We start from the raw sequence: 18,708 nt of genomic DNA on the forward strand, positions 1-18,708 counted from the left end.
CCCCCTCAGAACAAGCCGTCGCGGACCTGGATGCCGAGCTCGTTCTTGCCGTACAGCACAAGGACGCGCTCCGGGTCGTTGCCCGCGTGCACCCGTGCGGCGTGGGCGTCGCGCCAGAAGCGGGGCAACGGCAGACCGGCGTTGATCGCCTTGCCGCCCGCGCTCTCGAAGAGCAGGTCGATCGCGGCCAGCGCCCGCCCGCTGCCGAGCACCTGGTCGCGCCGGGCCCTCAGGCGCAGGTCGATCGGAATCTTCGTGTCGGCGACGGCGTGCGCCCACTCGTCGTTGATGTCCTTCTCCAGCGTCCACCACGCCACGTCGACGTCGGCTGCCGCGGTCGCGATCCTGACCTGGGCGAACGGGTCGTCGACCGACTTCTCTCCCAGGTACGCCGCCCGGACGCGTTCACGGGTCGCGTTGACGTGCAGCGCGTACGCCCCGGTCGCCATGCCGATGATCGGCGCCGTCACCGCGTACGGGTGGATCGTCCCGTACGGCATGCGGAACAACGGGCCGGGGTTGACCTCCTGGCCAGGGCACTTGCACCGCGCGGTGTTCGACATGCTCAGCGCCCGGTACTCCGGCACGAACACGTCGTTCACGACGATGTCGTTGCTACCGGTGCCACGCAGGCCGACCGTGTCCCACACGTCGTTGATCGTGTAGTCGGCGATCGGCAGCAGGAACGTGCGGAAGTCGATCGGCTTGCCCTCGTCGTTCATCACGAGGCCGCCGAGCAGCACCCAGGTCGCGTGGTCGCAGCCGGACGAGAAGCTCCACTTGCCGCTGAACCGGAACCCGCCCTCCACCGCCGTCGCACGACCCGTCGGCGCGTAGGAGGAGGAGATCCGGGTGTCCTGGTCCTCGCCGAACACCTCTTCCTGCGCCCGGACGTCGAACAGCCCGACGTGCCAAGGGTGCACACCGAGCACGGACGCGACCCAGCCCGTGGATCCACAGGCGCTGCCGATCATCCTGACCGCGGTGTAGAAGTCGAGCGGGTGCGACTCGAACCCGCCGTACCGCACGGGCTGCAGCATCCGGAAGAACCCGGTCTCCTGCAACGCCTTCACCGACTCCGGCGGCACCTTGCGCAGTTCCTCCGCCTCGGCCGCGCGTTCGGCGAGCGCCGGCAGCAGTTCCCGCACCTTGCCGAGGATTTCCTCGCTCATCGGACTTTCTCCCTGCTCAGCTCCAGTGCGATGTCGATCAGCTGGTCCTCTTGCCCGCCCACGAGCTTGCGCTCGCCCGCACGGACGAGGATCTGCGCGCCGGACACGCAGTAGCGTTGCGCCTGCGTGTACGCGTGTTTGAGGAAGCTGGAGTAGACGCCCGCGTACCCCATCATCAGCGCCATCCGGTCGAGCAGGCACTCGTCGGGCATGACGGGCCGGACGACGTCCTCGGCCGCGTCCACGATCTTGAAGAAGTCGACGCCGGTGGAGAACCCGAGCTTGTCGCAGACGCCGACGAACGCTTCAAGGGGCGTGTTTCCCGCGCCTGCCCCGAATCCGCGCACGCTGCCGTCGATCTGCTTCGCGCCGGCTCGTGCGGCGGCGACCGAGTTCGCGACGCTCAGACCGAGGTTCTCGTGCCCGTGGAACCCGACCTGGGCATCAGACCCCAGCTCGGCGACCAGTGCCTCGACCCGCTCGGAAACCTGCTCCAGCACCAAAGCGCCGGCCGAGTCGACGACGTAGACGCACTGACATCCGGCGTCGGCCATGATGCGAGCCTGCTTCGCCAACGCCTCCGGCGGCTGCGAGTGCGCCATCATCAGGAACCCGACGGTCTCCAGCCCACGGTCGCGAGCCAGCTGAAAGTGCTGGACGGAGACGTCGGCCTCGGTGCAGTGCGTGGCGATCCGGACGATCGAGGCGCCGTTGTCCTGCGACACCAGGATGTCGTCCTTCACCCCGACACCCGGCAGCATCAGCACGGCGATCTTGGCTCGGGAAGCGGTCTCGACCGCGACCTTGATCAGTTCCTGCTCGGGCGTGTGGCTGAAGCCGTAGTTGAACGACGACCCGCCCAGCCCGTCGCCGTGCGTCACCTCGATCACCGGCACCCCGGCGCCGTCGAGGGCAGCGACGATCGAGCGGACGTCCTCGGTCGTGAACTGGTGCCGCTTGTGATGCGAGCCGTCACGCAATGACGTGTCGGTGAGCCGAAGCTGCACGAGCGATCTCCTCCCCCACCTTGGTCGCGGCGGCCGTCATGATGTCGAGATTCCCCGCGTACTCGGGCAGGAAGTCGCCCGCGCCCGCGACCTCCACGAAGATCGCGACCCGACCGGCGTCGAACTGCGGCTCGCGCAGCAACCGGAACCCCGGGACGTACGAACGGATGTCGGTCTCCATCCGGGCGATCGAGTCCGTGATCGGGTCGGGATCGGCGTCCCCGGGAATCGCGCAGAAGATCGTGTCGCGCATGATCATCGGCGGGTCCGCCGGGTTCAGCACGATGATCGCCTTGCCGCGCTCAGCCCCGCCGATCGCCTCGATGCCACGGCTGGTCGTGCGGGTGAACTCGTCGATGTTGGCCCGCGTGCCCGGTCCCGCCGACACCGACGCGACGCTCGCGACGATCTCCGCGTACGACACCGGCACCACCCGCGAAACGGCGTGCACCATGGGAATCGTCGCCTGGCCGCCGCACGTGATCAGGTTGATGTTGGGCGCGTCCTGGTGCTCTCCGAGGTTGACCGGAGGCACGACGTAGGGCCCGACCGCGGCCGGTGTCAGGTCGATCGCCCGGATGCCCGCCTCGGCGTAGCGCGGGGCGTTGGCCCTGTGCACCGCCGCGGACGTCGCCTCGAAGACGATGTCCGGCAGCTCGTCCTGACGCAGCAACCACTCCGCGCCGTCGACCGAGACCTCAAGCCCGAGATCGGCCGCGCGGCGCAGTCCCTCGCTGGCCGGGTCGATGCCCACCATCCAGCGCGGTTCCAGCACCTGCGAGCGCAGGAGCTTGTAGAGCAGGTCGGTGCCGATGTTGCCGGAGCCGACGATGGCCGCCTTCACCCAGTCACCTCATTCGAATTTCAGGTCGACAGAGCCGAGTCCGGCGAACTCGGCGTGGAACTCGTCACCCGGCCGGGCGTCGATGGCGCGCGTGCACGAACCGGGCAGCACGATGTCCCCCGCCAGCAACCGGACACCGAAGCTCGCGACCTTCGCCGCCAGCCACGCCACCGCGATCGCCGGATCGCCCAGCACGGCGTCACCACGTCCCTCGGCGACCACCTCACCGTTGCGCCGCAACGTAGCCGCGACGGCGCCGATGTCCAGTTCGGACGGACGCACGCGTTCGGAGCCCAGCATGAACCCGGCCGACGACGCGTTGTCCGCGATGGTGTCCTGCAGCCCGATCCGCCAGTTCTCGATCCGGCTGTCGATCAGCTCGATGGCCGGTGCGACGAACTCGGTGGCCGCCAGCACGTCCTCGACCGTGCAGCCCTCGCCGGGCAGGTCGCGGGCCAGCAGGAACGCGATCTCCACCTCGACCCGCGGGTACAGGTAGGCCGAAGCGTCGGCGATACCGGCGAGCTGCATGTCGTCGAGCAGGTGGCCGTAGTCGGGTTCGTCGACGCCCATCATCTGCTGCATCGCCAACGACGAGAGGCCGACCTTGTGGCCGATCACGTCCCTGTTGCGGTGCCGGACGTTGAGCAGCTGGATCTCGTACGCGTCCACCACGTCGATGTCGGGATACAGCTCCACCAGCGGTTTGATCGGCACGCGGTCGCGCTCCGCCGTCCGCAGCAGTTCGGCAGCCGCCTCCCTGGACTGGATCGTCAGCACCGGGCCTCCTTTGCCACGTGTTGCCCCGCACGGCGGCCCGAGAAGACGCAGTCGGCGAGCGCGAGGCCGCTGACGTAGGACTCCGAGCACACCCCGACCGCCGACCGGCCCGCCGCGTACAGACCTGCGACTCCCTGCACCTGACCGGTGTCCTCGTCCACGACGAGCCCGCCGAGCGTGAGCATCGGGCACGGGTAGCCGAACCCCGCGCGCACCGACACGTTGATCAACGAATAGGGCGGCGTCCCGAACGGCTCGGGAGCCTGAACACCTGCCTTGGCGGCGGCTTCCTCGATCGTCGGCGCGGTGACCATGCCGCGTCCCAGCAGGTAGCGGACCTGCCAGCGCTGGAACGGCGCCGTCTGCGTCTTCACCTGGGCCCGCGCGACCTGGAGGATCTCGTCGTCGATCAGCAGCCAGGCCTTGCCGCCGCGTTCGACGATCGCCCCTCCGTTGGCCGCGCCGTACAGGGTCGCGTCACCGAACCGCTGCCCGGCCGCGTCGACCAGGACTCCGCGCTGCAACGCGCTGGGCGGCGTGATGAACCGCCACACCGAGATCTTGTCCATGCGCGCCGTCTTGCCACCGGCGCCCACACCGAGCCGGATCCCGCCACCGTCGTCGCCGGGCGTGCCCAGCGCGAGGCCACCGCGGTAGGCCGGAGCGTTCTCGTGCACCAGAGCCCGATCCGCGATGAAGCCGCCGGCCGCGATGATCACGCCCTGCCCGGCGTTGATCATCAACGGCCGGCTGAACCGTTCGAGCCACGCTGCCAGCCCGAACAGCCTCTTGCCCAACGGCGGGTAGTAGAGCCACGGCTTCGCGCCCGCCTTGGACAACGCTCCGTGCAGAACCCGTGGAAGTCCGCTCAGGGTCCGGCACCGCACGCCCGTCACCCGGCCGTCCGCGACGACCAGCTCGACGGCCCGGGTCTGCGGCATGATTCGCACTCCCGCACGCCGGGTGGCTTCGGCCAGACGAGTGAAGAAAGCCTTGCCCGACGTGCCTTTCGCCCTGGTCCGATGTCCGCGCGGGGCCGGATCGGGCCAGGCGTCCTCGCTGCCGGACAGGTAGAGGTAGTAGTCGTCGGTCGGGTACGAGGTCTTGAACGGCGACACCCGCGCGTCGAACGGCACGCCCTGGTCCTCCAGCCAGGCCAGCATCTTCGCGCTGTCCTCGCAGAACCGCCGCAGGGTCCCGGGTGAGACCGCGTCCCGGACCTCGTGCCGCAGGTAGGAGAACATCGCGTCGGCCGAGTCGGTGACACCGGCCTCGACCTGCTGCCGCGTCCCACCGCCCGCGTAGACGACGCCACCGGACAACGCGGTCGCGCCACCGCCTCCGAACCGGTCCAGCACCACCACGGACGCGCCAGCCGCCGCGGCCTCGATGGCGGCGCACGCGCCGGCCGCACCGAAGCCGATGACGACCACGTCAGCGGTGACTTCCACGCAACCCTCCAGAAACAGGTTCTTGGTGAGTCGACTTGCCTGGAACTCCTACACCATAGCGCCAAACCGCCTCAGAACTATAACCTGTTCTAGTTGGAGCCCCGTGGAGGTGTGATGTACGACGTGATCGTCGTCGGCAGCGGCGCGGCAGGCATGACAGCCGCACTCTGCACCGCTCGGAACGGCTTGCGGACCTTGGTCATCGAGAAGGCCGCGCACTACGGCGGCTCGACCGCGCGGTCGGGCGGCGGCATCTGGGTGCCGAACAACGCCGTGGTCGCCGCCAACGGCATACCCGACTCGCCGGAGCGGGCCAGCACCTATCTCGCGCACATCGCGAGCGAGGTCCCGGCCGAACTGCGGAAGGCGTTCCTGGACGCCGGACCGGCCATGCTGGCGTTCGTCCGCGCCCACACGCCGCTGAAGTTCCGGTGGGTCCGCGAGTACTCCGACTACTACCCGGAGGCGCCAGGGGGGCAGCCACGCGGCCGCTCGGTCGAGCCCCTGCCGTTCAAGGCGGCGCTGCTCGGCGACGAGCTCAAGGACCTCGAACCGCCGTACGTGCCGACGCCCGCGGGCATCGTGATCACCCAGACCGACTACCGCTGGCTCACCCTGATCGGACGGCATCCGCGCGGCATCGTCACCGCCGCCAAGGTCTTCGCCCGCCGGTTCCTGCCCGGCCGCCGGCTGACCATGGGCCAGGCGCTGTCCGCGGGACTGCGGGCAGGGCTGAAAGCACTGAACGTCGAGGTCAGGCTCAACACCGCGATGACCGACCTGCACTTCGAGAACGGTCGCGTGGCCGGCGTCCTGATCGGCGAGAAGGTGATCCTGGCGAACCACGTGGTGCTGGCGTCCGGCGGGTTCGAGAACAACGAACGGATGCGCAAGCAGCACCAGGACATCGGTACGGAGTGGACAGTCGGCGCCAAGGCCAACACCGGTGACGGCATCGAGGCCGGGCAACGGGCGGGCGCGGCCGTCGGGCTGATGGACGACGCCTGGTGGGGCCCGTCCGTCCCGTTGCCGCGCGGCCCGTTCTTCCTGCTCGCGGAACGATCCCTGCCCGGCTGCGTGCTGGTCGACAAGACCGGCCGCCGGTTCGTGAACGAGGCCGCGCCCTACATCGACGTGGTCAACGCGATGACCGGCGACACGTGGCTCGTCTTCGACCACTCCTACCGCAGCCGCTACCCGTTCTGCGGCATCCCGCCCCGCCGCCCGCTCCCCCGGCGCTGGAAGGACTCCGTGCTCACCGCGCCCGGTCTGGACGAGCTCGCCCACGCAGCCGACCTGCCGGAACTGGTGGACACCGTGCGGCGGTTCAACACCCTGACCGTGGAAGGCAAGGACGCCGACTTCCACCGCGGCGACAGCGCGTACGACCGCTACTACGGCGATCCGCGCAACAAGCCGAACCCCAACCTGGCGCCACTGACGACCGGCCCGTTCTACGCGGTCAAGATCGTGCCCGGCGATCTCGGCACCAAAGGCGGCCTGCGCACCGACGTCCACGCGCGGGTTCTGCGCGAGGACGGTTCGGTGATCGACGGCCTGTACGCGGCGGGCAACACCAGCGCGTCCGTCATGGGCCACACCTACGCGGGCGCGGGCGCCACCCTCGGACCGGCGATGACGTTCGGATATCTGGCCGGCCTCGACATCTCTGGAGGAAAGCGATGACGCAGGACAGCGTGCGGACGATCGACGCCGGCGCGCCTCCAGCGAGGTTCGCGCGCGGCTGGCACTGCCTCGGCCTCGCCAGTCACTTCCGCGACGGCAAACCTCACCCCGTGGAGGCGTTCGGCACGAAGCTCGTGGTGTTCGCCTCGGAGGACGGCAAGATCAACGTCCTGGACGGGTACTGCCGGCACATGGGCGGCGACCTCACCCAGGGCACGATCAAGGGCAACAACATCGCCTGCCCGTTCCACGACTGGCGGTGGGCGGGCAACGGCAAGTGCGTCGACATCCCCTACGCCAAGCGGGTTCCGCTGCGGGCACGTACCCGGTCGTGGATCACGCTCGAAGAGAACAAGCAGCTCTTCGTGTGGAACGACCCGCAGGGCAACCCGCCGCCCGAGCACATCACGATCCCGCGCATCGAGTCGGCGTTCAGCGAAGAGTGGAGCAACTGGACCTGGGACTCGGTGGTGATCGACAACGCGAACTGCCGCGAGATCATCGACAACGTCGTCGACATGGCCCACTTCTTCTACATCCACTTCGCGTTCCCGACGTACTTCAAGAACGTGATGGAGGGCCACGTCGCCTCGCAGTACCTGACCACGCGCGGCCGTCCGGACGTCGCGATGGGCTCGAACTACACCGGTGACGTGGAAGTGCGTTCCGAGGCCGCGTACTACGGTCCGTCGTACATGATCGACTACCTGTGGAACGACTACAAGGGCATTGAGATCGAGACGGTGCTGATCAACTGCCACTACCCGATCTCGCCGACGTCGTTCAAGCTCCAGTGGGGCGCGATCGTGAAGAAGCTGCCCGGCGTGGACGACGAGCACGCGGACAAGATCGCGAGGAAGTTCGCGCGCGGCATCGGTGTCGGGTTCCTGCAGGACGTGGAGATCTGGCAGAACAAGTCGCGCATCGACAACCCGCTGCTGTGCGAGGAGGACGGGCCGGTCTATCAGCTTCGCCGCTGGTACGAGCAGTTCTACGTCGACGTCGAGGACGTCAGCGACGACATGGTGCGGCGCTTCGAGTTCGAGGTCGACACGAGCCGGGCGATCGAGGTCTGGGAGAAGGAGGTCGCCGAGAACCTCGCCAAGCAGCAACCCCAGGAGCAGGCGACGTGAGCGAGCGCGACGAGTTCCTGGTCGGCGGGATGGTGCCGGTGCGGTGCGACTGCGGAAACCGGGTGCTGGTCAAGAAGAACAGCCCCCAGCACACCAGCGTGCAGTGGCTTTCCGACACTTCCACGTGCGTCGAGCTGTGCGGGCCGCGGTCCGCCTTCGTGCCCACGTGTCTGCGACTGCGGGACTGCATCGAGAAGGCCGTGCGCGAGGGAACGCTGGAGGTCGCCGATGGCTGAGGTGCACCGGCTGCGGGTCGACGCCGTGATCGAGGAGACCGCCGACGCGCGTTCGTTCGTGCTGTCAGGCGTGGACTTCGCGGTGAAGCCCGGCCAGTTCCTGACCGTGCGGGCCGGTGACGTGGCACGGTGCTACTCGCTGTCCAGCGCGCCGGGTGAGCCGTTGAAGATCACGGTCAAGCGGACGCCGGACGGGTACGGGTCGCACTGGATGTGCTCGTCGCTGTCCGCCGGGATGGAACTGGACGTGCTGGCGCCGGCCGGGGTGTTCACGCCGGCCTCGTTGGACGGGTCGCTGCTGGCGTTCGCGGCAGGGAGCGGGATCACCCCGGTCATGTCGATCGTCCGGGCCGTGCTCGGTGCAGGGTCCGGGCGGGTTTTCCTGGTGTACGCCAACCGGGACGAGGCTTCGGTGATCTTCGCACGGGAGCTCGACGAGTTGGTCCGCGCGCATCCGGAACGACTGACCGTCGTGCACTGGCTGGAGTCGGTGCAGGGACTGCCTTCCGCGGCGGGACTGCGGGCGTTCGTCCGGTCGTGCGACGAGGCGTTCGTGTGCGGGCCCGGGCCGTTCATGGAGGCTGCCCGCAAGGCGTTGCACGACGTTTCGGTCGTGCACGTCGAGAAGTTCGTGTCGCTGTCCAGTGACCCGTTCTCCACAGTCGAAGAGCCGATCACGGACGATCGGCCGGACGCGGTGGTCGAGGTCGACCTGGACGGTGAGCAGCACCGGTTTCCGTGGCCCGCGCGGACGAAGCTGCTCGACCTGTTGCTGGAGAAGGGACTCGACGCGCCGTACTCGTGCCGGGAGGGTGCGTGCAGCGCGTGCGCGTGCCGGCTGGTCGAGGGCGAGGTCAAGATGCTCAACAACGACGTGCTCGACTCCGACGACATCGCCGAGGGCATCGTGCTGGCGTGCCAGTCGGTTCCGGTCACCGACACCGTGAAGATCAGCTACGAGTGAGGGGCGCCTGATGCCGATCGATCCCGCTGTCGCGATCGGGGCGGAACTTCCCGAGATCAAGTTCTCCTGGTCCGAGTCCGACGTGCTGCTCTACCACCTGGCGCTAGGCGCGACGGAACTCCGTTACGTCTACGAGCAGGGTTTACAGGTGCTGCCGACGTTCGGCGTTGTCGCGCCGCGCTTCCACGAGACCGCACCGCCTGCCGTGTCGTTCCCCGGTGTCGACATCGACCTGGCCCGCGTTCTGCACGGAACGCAAGAGATCACCGTGCACGCTCCGCTACCCGCTGAGGGCGAGGCGGTGCTGCAGACGCGGATCGCAGATGTGTGGGACAAGGGCAAGGCCGCGGTCATCGTGCAGGAGTCGACCGCGCTCACCCCGGACGGAACCGCGCTGTACACGACCCGGTCCAGCATCTTCGCTCGTGGCGAGGGTGGGTTCGGCGGAGACCGCGGGCCTTCGGGCAAGGTCGAGGTGCCGTCGCGCGCACCGGACTTCGTGATCGAGACGCCGACTCTGCCGCAGCAGGCCTACCTGTACCGGTTGTGCGGTGACCGGAATCCGCTGCACGCCGATCCCGAGTTCGCTGTCCGGGCCGGGTTCGACGCGCCGATCCTGCACGGGCTGTGCACGTACGGGGTGGTGTGCAAGGCCGTGATCGACGCGATGCTCGACGGACCGGAGCAGGTGTCGTCGTTCGGGGCGAAGTTCGCGGGCGTGGTCTTCCCCGGCGAGACGCTGACGACGCGGGTGTGGCGGGACGGTCCGCGGCTGGTGCTGACGACGTTCGCCGGGGACCGTCCCGTTCTCGCGGACGCGGTGCTCACCACCGTGTGACGGCCTCGGTGCCTTCGTCCCAGCGCCAGCCCGGCCGGCTCCCGCGCAGGTGGACACCGCCGATCCACCTGTCGACGCCGTTGATCGTGACGTGGTCCGCCCGTCCCGCGAGGACCTCTGCCCCGGTGCCGGTCAGGCTCAGGCGGGTCTGACCGGTGATCCGGTCGTCCGAGGCGGTGAGCAGCGGGACCGGCGCGTGCGCGAGCCGTTCCATGATCAGGAAGCACCACGAGTCACCGAGGTAGGGGCGCGTCTCCCTGGCCGCGGCACGGACGAACGCCGTGCCCGCGTCGGCGGCCCCGCTCGCGACTGCGGCCAGCACGCGTCGTTCGGTGAGCGACAGACCGTCGCGAGTGGACGGATACTCGCGGCCGAGCCGGTCGAAGGCCTCACCGAGGAACCGCAGTTCGCCGGAGCGATGGGCGGCGATCTCCGCGATCCGGTCAGGAGCAGGCGCCCGGAAGACCGCCCACGCGTCGACTGCCAGCTCCAGCGCGTCCGAGGTCAGGACCGCACACGCGTTCGTCGCGGGCAGTTCCCGCAACTGGTCCGCCGTCAGCTCGCCGAGGCCGCCGAAACGGGCGATGCCGGGGTACTCGCCGATGCAGATCAGCGTGATGCGCGAGGGCTCGACGCCCAGGCCCGCCAGGCGGTCGAGGACCTGGACGATCTGCAGCTGGTCGTACAGATCGGCCTCGAACCACAACACGTACTCGCCGTCCCTGCCTGCCTCCAGGACCCGGTCCCGCTCGGCGAACACGGCCGAGCCCTCCGCGCGGTCGTCAACGCCGCTCGCCGCCAGGAAACCGGCCCTGGTCTCGCGCAGCTCCTCGGGCCCCACATCGGGCACGGGGCCTTCGTGCAGCGAGTCACGCCAGTACAGGACGCGCTGCGCGAGCCCGGTGCCCGGAACGTCGGTGCTGTCGCCATTGCTCACGTGCAACGCGGGCTCGGTCATGGCCAGCGAGTTCAGGCCTCCTTGCCGAGGATCAGACCGCTCGTCGGGACGCCGGTGCCTGCGGTGACCAGGACGTGGTCCGTCTTGGAGACCTGGTTCACCGCGGTGCCGCGCACCTGACGGACGCCCTCGGCGATGCCGTTCATGCCGTGCAGGTAGGCCTCGCCGAGCTGGCCGCCGTGCGGGTTGAGCGGGAGCGTCCCGTCCAGTTCGAGCGCTCCGGACCTGATGAAGTCCTTGGCCTCGCCGCGTCCGCAGAAGCCCAACTCTTCGAGCTGGACCAGGACGAACGGCGTGAAGTGGTCGTAGAGCACGGCGACGTCCACATCGGACGGACCGATGCCCGACTTCTCCCACAACCCCCGCGCCACGACGCCCATCTCGGGCAGCCTGGTCAGGTCGTCGCGGTAGTAGCTCGTCATCGTGAACTGGTCCACGCCGCTGCCCTGCGTCGCCGCCTTGACGTGCGCGGGCTTGTTCGGCAGGTCACGGGCTCGTTCGGCCGAGGTGACGACCAGTGCGACTCCGCCGTCGCTCTCCTGGCAGCAGTCCAGGAGCCTGAGCGGTTCGGCGATCCAGCGCGACGACTGGTGGTCGTCCAGGGTGATCGGCCGGTCGTGGAACCAGGCGTGCGGGTTCGTGGCGGCGTGCTTGCGGTCGATCACCGCGATCCGCCCGAAGTCCTCACTCGTGGCGCCGTACTCGTGCATGTACCGGCGGGCGAACATCGCCACCATCGCGGCAGGGGTGCCCAGGCCCATCGGGTAGGACCAGCTGTTGTCGATGTTGGCCGCCGCTGCGGTTTGCACCTGCCCGAACCGGTGCCCGGAGCGTTCGTTGAACGCCCGATAGCAGACGACGACCTTCGCCGCGCCGGTCTCGACGGCCATCGCGGCCTGCTGCACCGTCGCGCACGCCGCCCCGCCGCCGTAGTGGACGCGACTGAAGAACGTCAGCTCCGGGACGCCGAGTTCACGGGCGACCGCGATCTCGGCGTTGGTGTCCATGGTGAAGCTGACCAGGCCGTCCACATCGGACGGTTGGAGGTCGGCGTCTTCGAGCGCCGCTCTCACAGCTTCGGCCGCCAGCTGGAGTTCGCTGCGGCCGGAGTCCTTGGAGAAGTCGGTCGCGCCGATTCCGACGATCGCGGCGTTCACGCGGGCACCTCGATCTTCACGGTTCCGGTGACGTGGTCGCCGTGCGCGGTCCGGCCGACGACCTCGATGGTCAGGTCCTGCTGCTCGCGTTCGATGACCTGGCCGAAGAACTTCAGCGTGTCGTAGGCGAAGCAGGGCGCGCCGAGCTTGATGTTGACCTGCCGTACGAGCACTTCCGGGCCTGCCCAGTCCGTGACGTAGCGCTGCACGAGTCCGGTGGTGGTGAGGATGTTGATGAAGATGTCCTTCGAGCCGCGCTGGATCGCCAGGTCGCGGTCGTGATGCACGTCCTGGAAGTCGCGGGTGGCCAGCGCGGTGCTGATCACGAACGTCGGCGTGGCCTCGACGTGCCACTCGGGCAGGGAATCACCGATCCGCACGGGGCCTCCAGCTCGGCATCGTCAGGTCGTCGTCGACCTTGGTGAACACGACCTCGACCCGTTGCCCGACGCTGGGCTCGCCCTCCAGTTCGCCCAGCATCCGCACGCCCTCGTCCAGTTCGACCAGGGCGATGACGAACGGGGTCTGCTTGCCGGGCACCTGCGGGTGGTGGTGCACGACGTAGCTGTAAACCACGCCGTAGCCCTCCGAGACGAGGTACTTCGGCTTCGTGGCACCGCATTCCGGGCACATCGGGCCTGGTGGGTGGCGCAGGAGGCCGCAACCGCCGCACCGCTGGATGCGGAGTTCGCCCTGCCGGGTGCCTTCCCAGAAGTACTCGGTGTCGCGATTGACGGAAGGTCGAATCGCCTGAGCCTTCGGCGTTTCCCGCCGAGGTTCGGGCTTCTGCGCCGGCTTGAACTTCAGCACCCGGAACCGCATCTCCGCCACGGCCTCGTCGCCGACCCACCACGTGCTCCTGGTCGTCACGAACCAGCCCTCGCCGAGCCCGGTCTTCTTCGGCCCGGTCACGTCCTCCAGGCTCGTCGTCACCGACAGGTGCTCGCCGACCTTCAGATACCGGTGGTAGGTCTGGTCGCTGTTGGTCGCGACGACCGAGGTGTAGCCGGCCTCGTCCAGGATCGTCATCATCGCGCCGAGCGGGTCGTCCAGGGTGCGCTGGCCGTGCAGTCCCGCCATCGTCCAGACCTGGACCATCGCGGGCGGCGCCGTCCCTGTGTAGCCGGGGTGTTCGTCGCCGAAGGCCTCCAGCCAGTTGTTGATCATCGGTTGGTTGACCGGGTCGCGGGCCAGTCGCGGCGCGCACTCGCCCTGTTCGGCGATGCGGGCGGCTTCCTTCTCGATGTCGATCATCGCACCACCCGCGGTAGTCCGAGCCCGATGTTCGCGATCAGCTCGCGCTGGATCTCCTGCACTCCCCCGCCGAACGTCAGCACGAGGTTGCGCCGCGCCTGCACGTCCAGCCAGCGCACCAGTTCCGCGTCGGCGCCATGGCGTCCGACCAGCTCTTCGAGCAGGCGGCCGATGCGCTGGGTCCTGTCCGCGGCGAACACCTTGGTGGCACTCGCGTCCGCGACCTCCAGCTCACCGCCGGCGACCTGCCAGTTGAGCAGCTCGTTCACGCGGTGGACCGCCCGTGCCTCGGCGAGTGCCCGCCGCACGTCCGGTTCGTCCAGGAGCCGACGTTCCGAGGCCCAGCCGTGGACCCGTTCGACCAGCGCGCCGAGCCGGCCGGACGGGCCGAGCATCACGCGCTCGTGGTTGAGCTGGGTGGTGATGAGCCGCCAGCCCTTGTTCTCCTCACCGACCCTGCGGTTCTCCGGCACGCGGACGTCGTTGTAGTAGGTGGCGTTGACGTGGTGGGCGCCGTCGCAGGTGATGATCGGCGTCCACGAGTAGCCGGGGTCGGTGGTGTCGACGATCAGGATCGTGATGCCCTTGTGCCGCGAGTCCGCTGCTCCGGTGCGGCAGGCCAGCCACACGTAGTCGGCGTCGTGGCCACCCGTCGTGAACGTCTTCTGCCCGTTGACGACGTAGTGATCGCCTTCACGGATCGCCTTGGTGCGCAACGCGGCCAGGTCGGTGCCGGCGTCCGGTTCGGTGTAGCCGATGGCGAAGTGGAGGTCGCCGCTGAGGATCCTGGGCAGGAAGAAGTCCTTCTGTTCCTGGGTTCCGTACGTCTGGAGGGTCGGGCCGACGGTCTGCAGCGTCACGTACGGCAGCGGGACGTCCGCGCGAGCGGCCTCGTTGACGAAGATCTGCTGCTCGATCGGCCCGAACCCCAGCCCGCCGTACTCCTTCGGCCAGCCGACGCCGAGCCTGCCGTCGCGGCCGAGTCTTCTGACCAGCTCGCGATAGGTGGCGCCGTGCCGTTCGGTCAGCATCGCCTCGCGTTCGGCGTCGGACATGACGGTCGCGAAGTACTCGCGGAGCTCGTCGCGCAGCTTGAGTTGCTCGGCGGTGAGGTCAATGAACATCGATGGCTCCCAAGCGGTGCTCCACTCCGCCGACCAACCGCGTCAGCTCCTTGGCCATGCCGTAGTAGCGGTGCATCGGGTAGGTGATGTCGAGCCCGAGGCCGCCGTGCAGGTGATGGCAGGTGTGCACGGCCGGCAGGGCTTCCGCGGCCAACCAGTACGCGGCTGTGTCGAGGTCGTTGTCGTCGAGGCTCCAGGCGGCGGTCAGCGCGGCGAGGTGCAGGGTGCGGGAGGCGATGTAGACGTCCGCGACCAGGCACGCCGCTGTCTGGAAGGTGGCGAGGGGCTTGCCGAACTGGTGCCGGGTGCCGACGTGCTTGACGGTGAGGTCGAGGGCTCCGGCCAGGACGCCGTCGGCCATCGCCACCGCTCCGGCCAGTGCGAACCGGTGGATGCCCTCCTCCGCGCCTTCCAGCAGTTCACCTCGAGCGCCGTCGAAACGCACAGTTCCGTCCGATGTGGACACACCGGGCTGCGCCGGATCGACGACGAAGATTCCGTTGTTCGTGCTGACGAGGATTCGTCGCGCCTCGGCGGCGTACGGCACGTTGATCTTCACGCCGGAGATGCCGTCCGGCCCTGCCGTGGTTTCCGGCGCGGAAGGAAGAGGTCTCGATGGTTCGCTCAACGCCGCTGTCAGCACGCCGTGCTGTTCGGTCACCAACGGCAGCAAGGCGTCCTGCTGCTCGGGGGTGCCGTAACGGACGATCGGCAACACGCCCAGCGCGAGCGTGGCCAGCGCCGGGACGTCCACCGCCCGCCGGCCGACCTCGGTGAGCAGCACGGCCGTCTCCAGCACGCCGAGCCCGTCGCCACCGAGCCGTTCCGGAACGGCCAGGGCCAGCAGTCCCGCCTCCCCCAGGGCTTTCCAGGGGGTCGCGCTCTCCCTGCCCAGCACGTCGGCCGCCAGGGTGGCGATCTCGCGCTGGGTCTCGTCGAGCTGGAAATCCATCAGGGCTCCCTCGGTAGACCGAGAATTCGCTCGCCTGCCAGGTTCATCAGCACTTGCGTCGTTCCGCCCGCGATGCTCAGGCACCTCGTGAGCAGGAACTCGTAGATCAGCTCACCTTCGGCCGCGGCGTCCGGACCGAGCAGCTCGACCGCGAACTCGGCGACGTCCTGCCGTTGCCGCACCCCGGCCAGCTTGCGCACGCTGGACTCCGCGCCCGGCTCCTGTCCGCTCAGCACCCGCAGGCTCGCCCGCAGGTCCAGCACGGACACCGCCAATCCCTGAGCCACCAGGGCACCCAGCCGTTCTGCGTGGTCCGGAGCCGAAGGTGACTTCAGGACCTGTTCCAGAGGCTCGCCGAGTGCCGAGCCCATCGCGACGCGTTCGTTCGCGAGGGTGGTGCGGGCCAGCCGCCAGCCGTCGTTCACCGCGCCGACCACGCAGTCGTCCGGCACGAACACGTCGTCCAGGAAGACCTCGTTGAACCGCGCGTCGCCGGTGATCTCCCGCAACGGCCGCACGTCCACCCCGGTCGCGCGCATGTCGACCAGGAAGTACGTGATGCCCTTGTGCTTCGGGACGCTGGAATCCGTGCGGGCCAGGCAGATCGCCCAGTCGGCCTGGTGCGCGAGCGACGTCCACACCTTCTGCCCGGTGAGCTTCCAGCCGCCCTCGACGCGCACGGCCTTGGTGCGCAACGAGGCCAGATCCGAGCCGGCCTCGGGTTCGCTGAACAGCTGGCACCAGGTCAGCTCGCCGTTCAACGTCGGTGGCACGAACCGTTCCTGCTGCTCCGGCGTGCCGTGCCGGAGGATCGTCGGTCCCGCCCAGCCGCCGATGATCAGGTCCGGCCTGCGCACCCCGGCGCGGACGAACTCGCTGTCGATGACCATCTGCCTGGCCTGGTCGGCGTCCTGCCCGTACGGACTGGGCCAGTGCGGCACGAGAAAGCCGCTCTCCGCCAGCCGTTCCCGTTGGGCGGCGGCGTCGAGTCCGGCGATCTCCTCCGCGAACTTCCGCACTTCCGGATCCGGCTCGACCTGGACGGTGAGCGACCGGCGTGCTCCCGCCAGCGCCAGCTCGGCGACCCGTCGCCGCCAGAAAGCCACACCACCCGCGAGTTGCTGCAGCGCCAACGCCCGCCGCAGGTAGCGGTGCGCGTCGTGCTCCCAGGTGAAGCCGATGCCGCCGAGCACCTGGATGCAGTCCTTGGCGTTGCGGACGGCCGCGTCGAACGCCACCGCCGCCGCGACCGCCGCCGCCAGCGGGTGTTCCTCCTCGCCGACCGACCGCGCCGCGTCCCAGGCCACCGACGACGCCTGCTCGGCGCGGCACAGCATCTCCACGCAGAGGTGCTTCACGGCCTGGAACGACCCGATGACACGCCCGAACTGCTGACGCTGTTTCGCGTACTCCACAGCGGTGTTCAGGCACCACGCCGCGACCCCGCTCGCCTCGGCGGCCATCAACGTCATCGCGAGGTCGGTCGGGTCGTCCACGGTCCGCCCGGGCTCGTTGACCACCACCGATCCCAGCGAACGTGAGTGGTCCACGGCTTCCAGTGCGGTGAGCGACACCTGCTCGACCGGCACGAGCATCCAACTGTCCGTTTTGAGCAACAGGTGCGTCGCCTCGGCGGCACCGGCCACGTGCCGGGACGAGAACCCGAACCCGGCGATCCCCTCGAAGTCCGGGAACAGCACCGACACGAGCGCCGTGGGCAGCAACGGCCCCGGCACCAGGTTCTCGGCCGCCCGTTCCAGCATGACCGCGAGATCGGCGACCGTGCCGCCCTCCCGCGTCACCTCGAAGAACCCGACCTTGACGAGATCGGCCCACTCACCCTTGGCGGCGTCCACACTGTCGCGCAGGGCGCGTTGTTCCCCGGTCGTGGCGATCGGCATGCGGCCTCCTCCAGTACATGAAGAAGTTTATAGAACGTGTTCTATTTCCGGCAACAGATCATGGCTGGGAAACCGATCGAGTATGATGCGAAGGCAGCTGCAACACGTTCCAGGAGGATCATCTCCGTGTCACCTTCGAAGTCGCGCACGGACGCGCTCATGGCGGGCGACGAGCTCAGCTCGGCCGCCCAGCGCGAGCGTCGCAAGCGGATCGTCGACGCGACCATCGCGCTGGCGTCGAAGGGCGGGTTCGACGCCGTCCAGATGCGCGCCGTGGCCGACCGCGCGGACGTCGCGCTGGGCACGTTGTACCGCTACTTCCCCTCGAAGGTCCACCTGCTCGTGTCGAGCCTCGCGGTGGAACTGGAACGCGCCCAGGAGAAGATGGACCGCACCACCGTCCCCGGCGAGAGCCCGTACGAGCGCGTGCTGTTCGTGCTCGGCCGCATCACCAGGGGCCTGCAGCGCAACCCGCACCTCACCGAGGCGATGACACGCGCGTTCACGTTCGCCGACGCCTCCGCGGGCGCCGAGATCGACCGGGTCTCGCTGCTCATGGAGAGCATGTTCACCAAGGCCATGAGCGACGACGCGCCGACCGAGGAGCAGAAGGCCATCGCCCGCGTCATCGGCGACGTGTGGCTGTCGAACCTGGTCGCCTGGGTCACGCGCCGCGCCACCGCCACGGACGTCGCGAACCGCCTCGAACTCACGGTGCGCCTGCTGCTCAAGTGAGTCGTCCCGTGGGATGACCCGCGAGTCACACCGCCGAACGATGCCGGTGCACGGCGTTCACCCCTACCGTCTGTCCTATGAAGACGCTCGTGGTGGTCCTCGTCGTGCTGGCCGTGCTCGGCGGCGGAACCGTTGCCCTGGTGAACCACTTCGGCGGCTGGACGACGCTCACCGGCAAGGCCTGGGCGATCACCTACGAGGTCTCGTCCCAGCCCGCCGAGTCGCTCGTGGACGTGACGTACACCGAGTCGCCCACCCGCTACCGCAAGGAGACGCCGCAGAACGTCAGCGTCTCGAAGCCGCTGCCGTGGACGTCCGAGGTCGTGATCAACGCCGGCGAGAAGGCGCAGGTCACCGCCACGCCCAAGGGCGACCAGGTGCTGACGTGCCGCATCCTGCTCGACGGGGTCAAGGAGCTCGCGACCGCGACGGCGTCGGCCGGCCAGAAGGTCAGCTGCGAGGCCGTGACCGCGTCCTGAGCGGTGAGCGGGCGCCCCGGGAGTCCGGGACGCCCGC

General features: G+C 69.0%; 19 protein-coding genes. 7 read left to right on the top strand and 12 right to left on the bottom strand.

Going from position 1 to position 18,708, the window contains the following annotated elements; all coding sequences use genetic code 11:
- Nucleotides 1-5 precede the first annotated feature (5 nt).
- From hsaA to SK854_RS08875, 5 genes are read right to left on the bottom strand one after another with little or no spacing between them, the layout of a single operon-like run.
- A complete protein-coding gene (gene hsaA / locus SK854_RS08855) occupies nucleotides 6-1,172 on the bottom strand; it encodes a 3-hydroxy-9,10-secoandrosta-1,3,5(10)-triene-9,17-dione monooxygenase oxygenase subunit (protein WP_319974519.1) in 1,167 nt (388 codons plus the stop codon).
- Nucleotides 1,169-2,179, bottom strand: coding sequence for a 4-hydroxy-2-oxovalerate aldolase (dmpG, locus tag SK854_RS08860; protein ID WP_319974520.1), 1,011 nt, complete (start codon nucleotides 2,177-2,179; stop codon nucleotides 1,169-1,171). Before dmpG ends, hsaA begins: the two co-directional genes overlap by 4 nt.
- Nucleotides 2,145-3,023, bottom strand: a complete 879-nt coding sequence (locus SK854_RS08865) for an acetaldehyde dehydrogenase (acetylating) (RefSeq protein WP_319974521.1) — start codon at nucleotides 3,021-3,023, stop codon at nucleotides 2,145-2,147. The genes dmpG and SK854_RS08865 overlap by 35 nt, the downstream gene beginning before the upstream one ends.
- Nucleotides 3,024-3,032: 9 nt before the next feature.
- Nucleotides 3,033-3,803 (bottom strand): 2-keto-4-pentenoate hydratase, encoded by a 771-nt coding sequence (locus SK854_RS08870; protein WP_319974522.1) that lies wholly within the window; start codon nucleotides 3,801-3,803, stop codon nucleotides 3,033-3,035.
- Complete coding sequence (locus SK854_RS08875; RefSeq protein ID WP_319974523.1) at nucleotides 3,797-5,254, bottom strand: FAD-binding protein; 1,458 nt, start codon at nucleotides 5,252-5,254, stop codon at nucleotides 3,797-3,799. The genes SK854_RS08870 and SK854_RS08875 overlap by 7 nt, the downstream gene beginning before the upstream one ends.
- A gap of 114 nt (nucleotides 5,255-5,368) precedes the next feature.
- Here SK854_RS08875 and SK854_RS08880 point away from each other — a divergent pair, with 114 nt between their 5' ends.
- The 5 genes from SK854_RS08880 to SK854_RS08900 are packed head-to-tail and all read left to right on the top strand — an operon-like array spanning nucleotide 5,369 to nucleotide 10,111.
- Nucleotides 5,369-6,940 carry an FAD-dependent oxidoreductase gene (locus SK854_RS08880; protein ID WP_319974524.1) on the top strand — a complete coding sequence of 524 codons (1,572 nt, stop codon included), beginning with the start codon at nucleotides 5,369-5,371 and terminating at the stop codon, nucleotides 6,938-6,940.
- Nucleotides 6,937-8,073, top strand: a complete 1,137-nt coding sequence (locus SK854_RS08885; RefSeq protein ID WP_319974525.1) for a Rieske 2Fe-2S domain-containing protein — start codon at nucleotides 6,937-6,939, stop codon at nucleotides 8,071-8,073. The genes SK854_RS08880 and SK854_RS08885 overlap by 4 nt, the downstream gene beginning before the upstream one ends.
- Complete coding sequence (locus SK854_RS08890) at nucleotides 8,070-8,309, top strand: hypothetical protein (protein ID WP_319974526.1); 240 nt, start codon at nucleotides 8,070-8,072, stop codon at nucleotides 8,307-8,309. Before SK854_RS08885 ends, SK854_RS08890 begins: the two co-directional genes overlap by 4 nt.
- Entirely contained in the window at nucleotides 8,302-9,273 is a 972-nt protein-coding gene (locus tag SK854_RS08895) for a ferredoxin--NADP reductase (RefSeq protein WP_319974527.1), read from the top strand. The genes SK854_RS08890 and SK854_RS08895 overlap by 8 nt, the downstream gene beginning before the upstream one ends.
- Before the next feature lie 10 nt (nucleotides 9,274-9,283).
- Complete coding sequence (locus SK854_RS08900) at nucleotides 9,284-10,111, top strand: MaoC/PaaZ C-terminal domain-containing protein (protein ID WP_319974528.1); 828 nt, start codon at nucleotides 9,284-9,286, stop codon at nucleotides 10,109-10,111.
- Here SK854_RS08900 and SK854_RS08905 read toward each other — a convergent pair.
- The 7 genes from SK854_RS08905 to SK854_RS08935 are packed head-to-tail and all read right to left on the bottom strand — an operon-like array spanning nucleotide 10,098 to nucleotide 17,457.
- Entirely contained in the window at nucleotides 10,098-11,069 is a 972-nt protein-coding gene (locus SK854_RS08905) for a hypothetical protein (RefSeq protein WP_319974529.1), read from the bottom strand. The genes SK854_RS08900 and SK854_RS08905 overlap by 14 nt on opposite strands.
- 11 nt (nucleotides 11,070-11,080) lie before the next feature.
- Nucleotides 11,081-12,226 carry a lipid-transfer protein gene (locus tag SK854_RS08910; protein ID WP_319974530.1) on the bottom strand — a complete coding sequence of 382 codons (1,146 nt, stop codon included), beginning with the start codon at nucleotides 12,224-12,226 and terminating at the stop codon, nucleotides 11,081-11,083.
- Nucleotides 12,223-12,606 (bottom strand): MaoC family dehydratase, encoded by a 384-nt coding sequence (locus SK854_RS08915; protein ID WP_030481674.1) that lies wholly within the window; start codon nucleotides 12,604-12,606, stop codon nucleotides 12,223-12,225. The genes SK854_RS08910 and SK854_RS08915 overlap by 4 nt, the downstream gene beginning before the upstream one ends.
- Entirely contained in the window at nucleotides 12,593-13,477 is an 885-nt protein-coding gene (locus SK854_RS08920; RefSeq protein WP_319974902.1) for a bifunctional MaoC family dehydratase N-terminal/OB-fold nucleic acid binding domain-containing protein, read from the bottom strand. Before SK854_RS08920 ends, SK854_RS08915 begins: the two co-directional genes overlap by 14 nt.
- Nucleotides 13,477-14,604, bottom strand: a complete 1,128-nt coding sequence (locus SK854_RS08925) for an acyl-CoA dehydrogenase family protein (RefSeq protein ID WP_319974531.1) — start codon at nucleotides 14,602-14,604, stop codon at nucleotides 13,477-13,479. The genes SK854_RS08920 and SK854_RS08925 overlap by 1 nt, the downstream gene beginning before the upstream one ends.
- Nucleotides 14,594-15,556: an acyl-CoA dehydrogenase family protein gene (locus tag SK854_RS08930; protein ID WP_319974532.1), complete on the bottom strand. Its 963-nt coding sequence runs from the start codon at nucleotides 15,554-15,556 to the stop codon at nucleotides 14,594-14,596. Before SK854_RS08930 ends, SK854_RS08925 begins: the two co-directional genes overlap by 11 nt.
- Nucleotides 15,556-17,457, bottom strand: a complete 1,902-nt coding sequence (locus tag SK854_RS08935) for an acyl-CoA dehydrogenase family protein (protein WP_319974533.1) — start codon at nucleotides 17,455-17,457, stop codon at nucleotides 15,556-15,558. The genes SK854_RS08930 and SK854_RS08935 overlap by 1 nt, the downstream gene beginning before the upstream one ends.
- A 159-nt stretch (nucleotides 17,458-17,616) precedes the next feature.
- Here SK854_RS08935 and kstR point away from each other — a divergent pair, with 159 nt between their 5' ends.
- Complete coding sequence (kstR, locus tag SK854_RS08940; protein WP_245821835.1) at nucleotides 17,617-18,192, top strand: cholesterol catabolism transcriptional regulator KstR; 576 nt, start codon at nucleotides 17,617-17,619, stop codon at nucleotides 18,190-18,192.
- Nucleotides 18,193-18,269: 77 nt separating this feature from the next.
- Nucleotides 18,270-18,671, top strand: a complete 402-nt coding sequence (locus tag SK854_RS08945) for a hypothetical protein (RefSeq protein ID WP_319974534.1) — start codon at nucleotides 18,270-18,272, stop codon at nucleotides 18,669-18,671.
- Nucleotides 18,672-18,708: the final 37 nt, after the last annotated feature.

Origin of the sequence: Lentzea sokolovensis (genome assembly GCF_033949975.1) — a bacterium.
GTDB classification, from domain to species: Bacteria; Actinomycetota; Actinomycetes; order Mycobacteriales; family Pseudonocardiaceae; genus Lentzea; species Lentzea sokolovensis.

Excerpts from the sequence above, each read along its gene's own strand:
- SK854_RS08905 (WP_319974529.1), bottom strand. The coding sequence starts at position 11,069 with ATGACCGAGCCCGCGTTGCACGTGAGCAATGGCGACAGCACCGACGTT.
- SK854_RS08880 (WP_319974524.1), top strand. The coding sequence starts at position 5,369 with ATGTACGACGTGATCGTCGTCGGCAGCGGCGCGGCAGGCATGACAGCC.
- SK854_RS08900 (WP_319974528.1), top strand. The coding sequence starts at position 9,284 with ATGCCGATCGATCCCGCTGTCGCGATCGGGGCGGAACTTCCCGAGATC.
- SK854_RS08930 (WP_319974532.1), bottom strand. The coding sequence starts at position 15,556 with ATGGATTTCCAGCTCGACGAGACCCAGCGCGAGATCGCCACCCTGGCG.
- hsaA (WP_319974519.1), bottom strand. The coding sequence starts at position 1,172 with ATGAGCGAGGAAATCCTCGGCAAGGTGCGGGAACTGCTGCCGGCGCTC.
- kstR (WP_245821835.1), top strand. The coding sequence starts at position 17,617 with ATGGCGGGCGACGAGCTCAGCTCGGCCGCCCAGCGCGAGCGTCGCAAG.
- SK854_RS08885 (WP_319974525.1), top strand. The coding sequence starts at position 6,937 with ATGACGCAGGACAGCGTGCGGACGATCGACGCCGGCGCGCCTCCAGCG.
- SK854_RS08935 (WP_319974533.1), bottom strand. The coding sequence starts at position 17,457 with ATGCCGATCGCCACGACCGGGGAACAACGCGCCCTGCGCGACAGTGTG.
- SK854_RS08945 (WP_319974534.1), top strand. The coding sequence starts at position 18,270 with ATGAAGACGCTCGTGGTGGTCCTCGTCGTGCTGGCCGTGCTCGGCGGC.
- SK854_RS08925 (WP_319974531.1), bottom strand. The coding sequence starts at position 14,604 with ATGTTCATTGACCTCACCGCCGAGCAACTCAAGCTGCGCGACGAGCTC.
- SK854_RS08895 (WP_319974527.1), top strand. The coding sequence starts at position 8,302 with ATGGCTGAGGTGCACCGGCTGCGGGTCGACGCCGTGATCGAGGAGACC.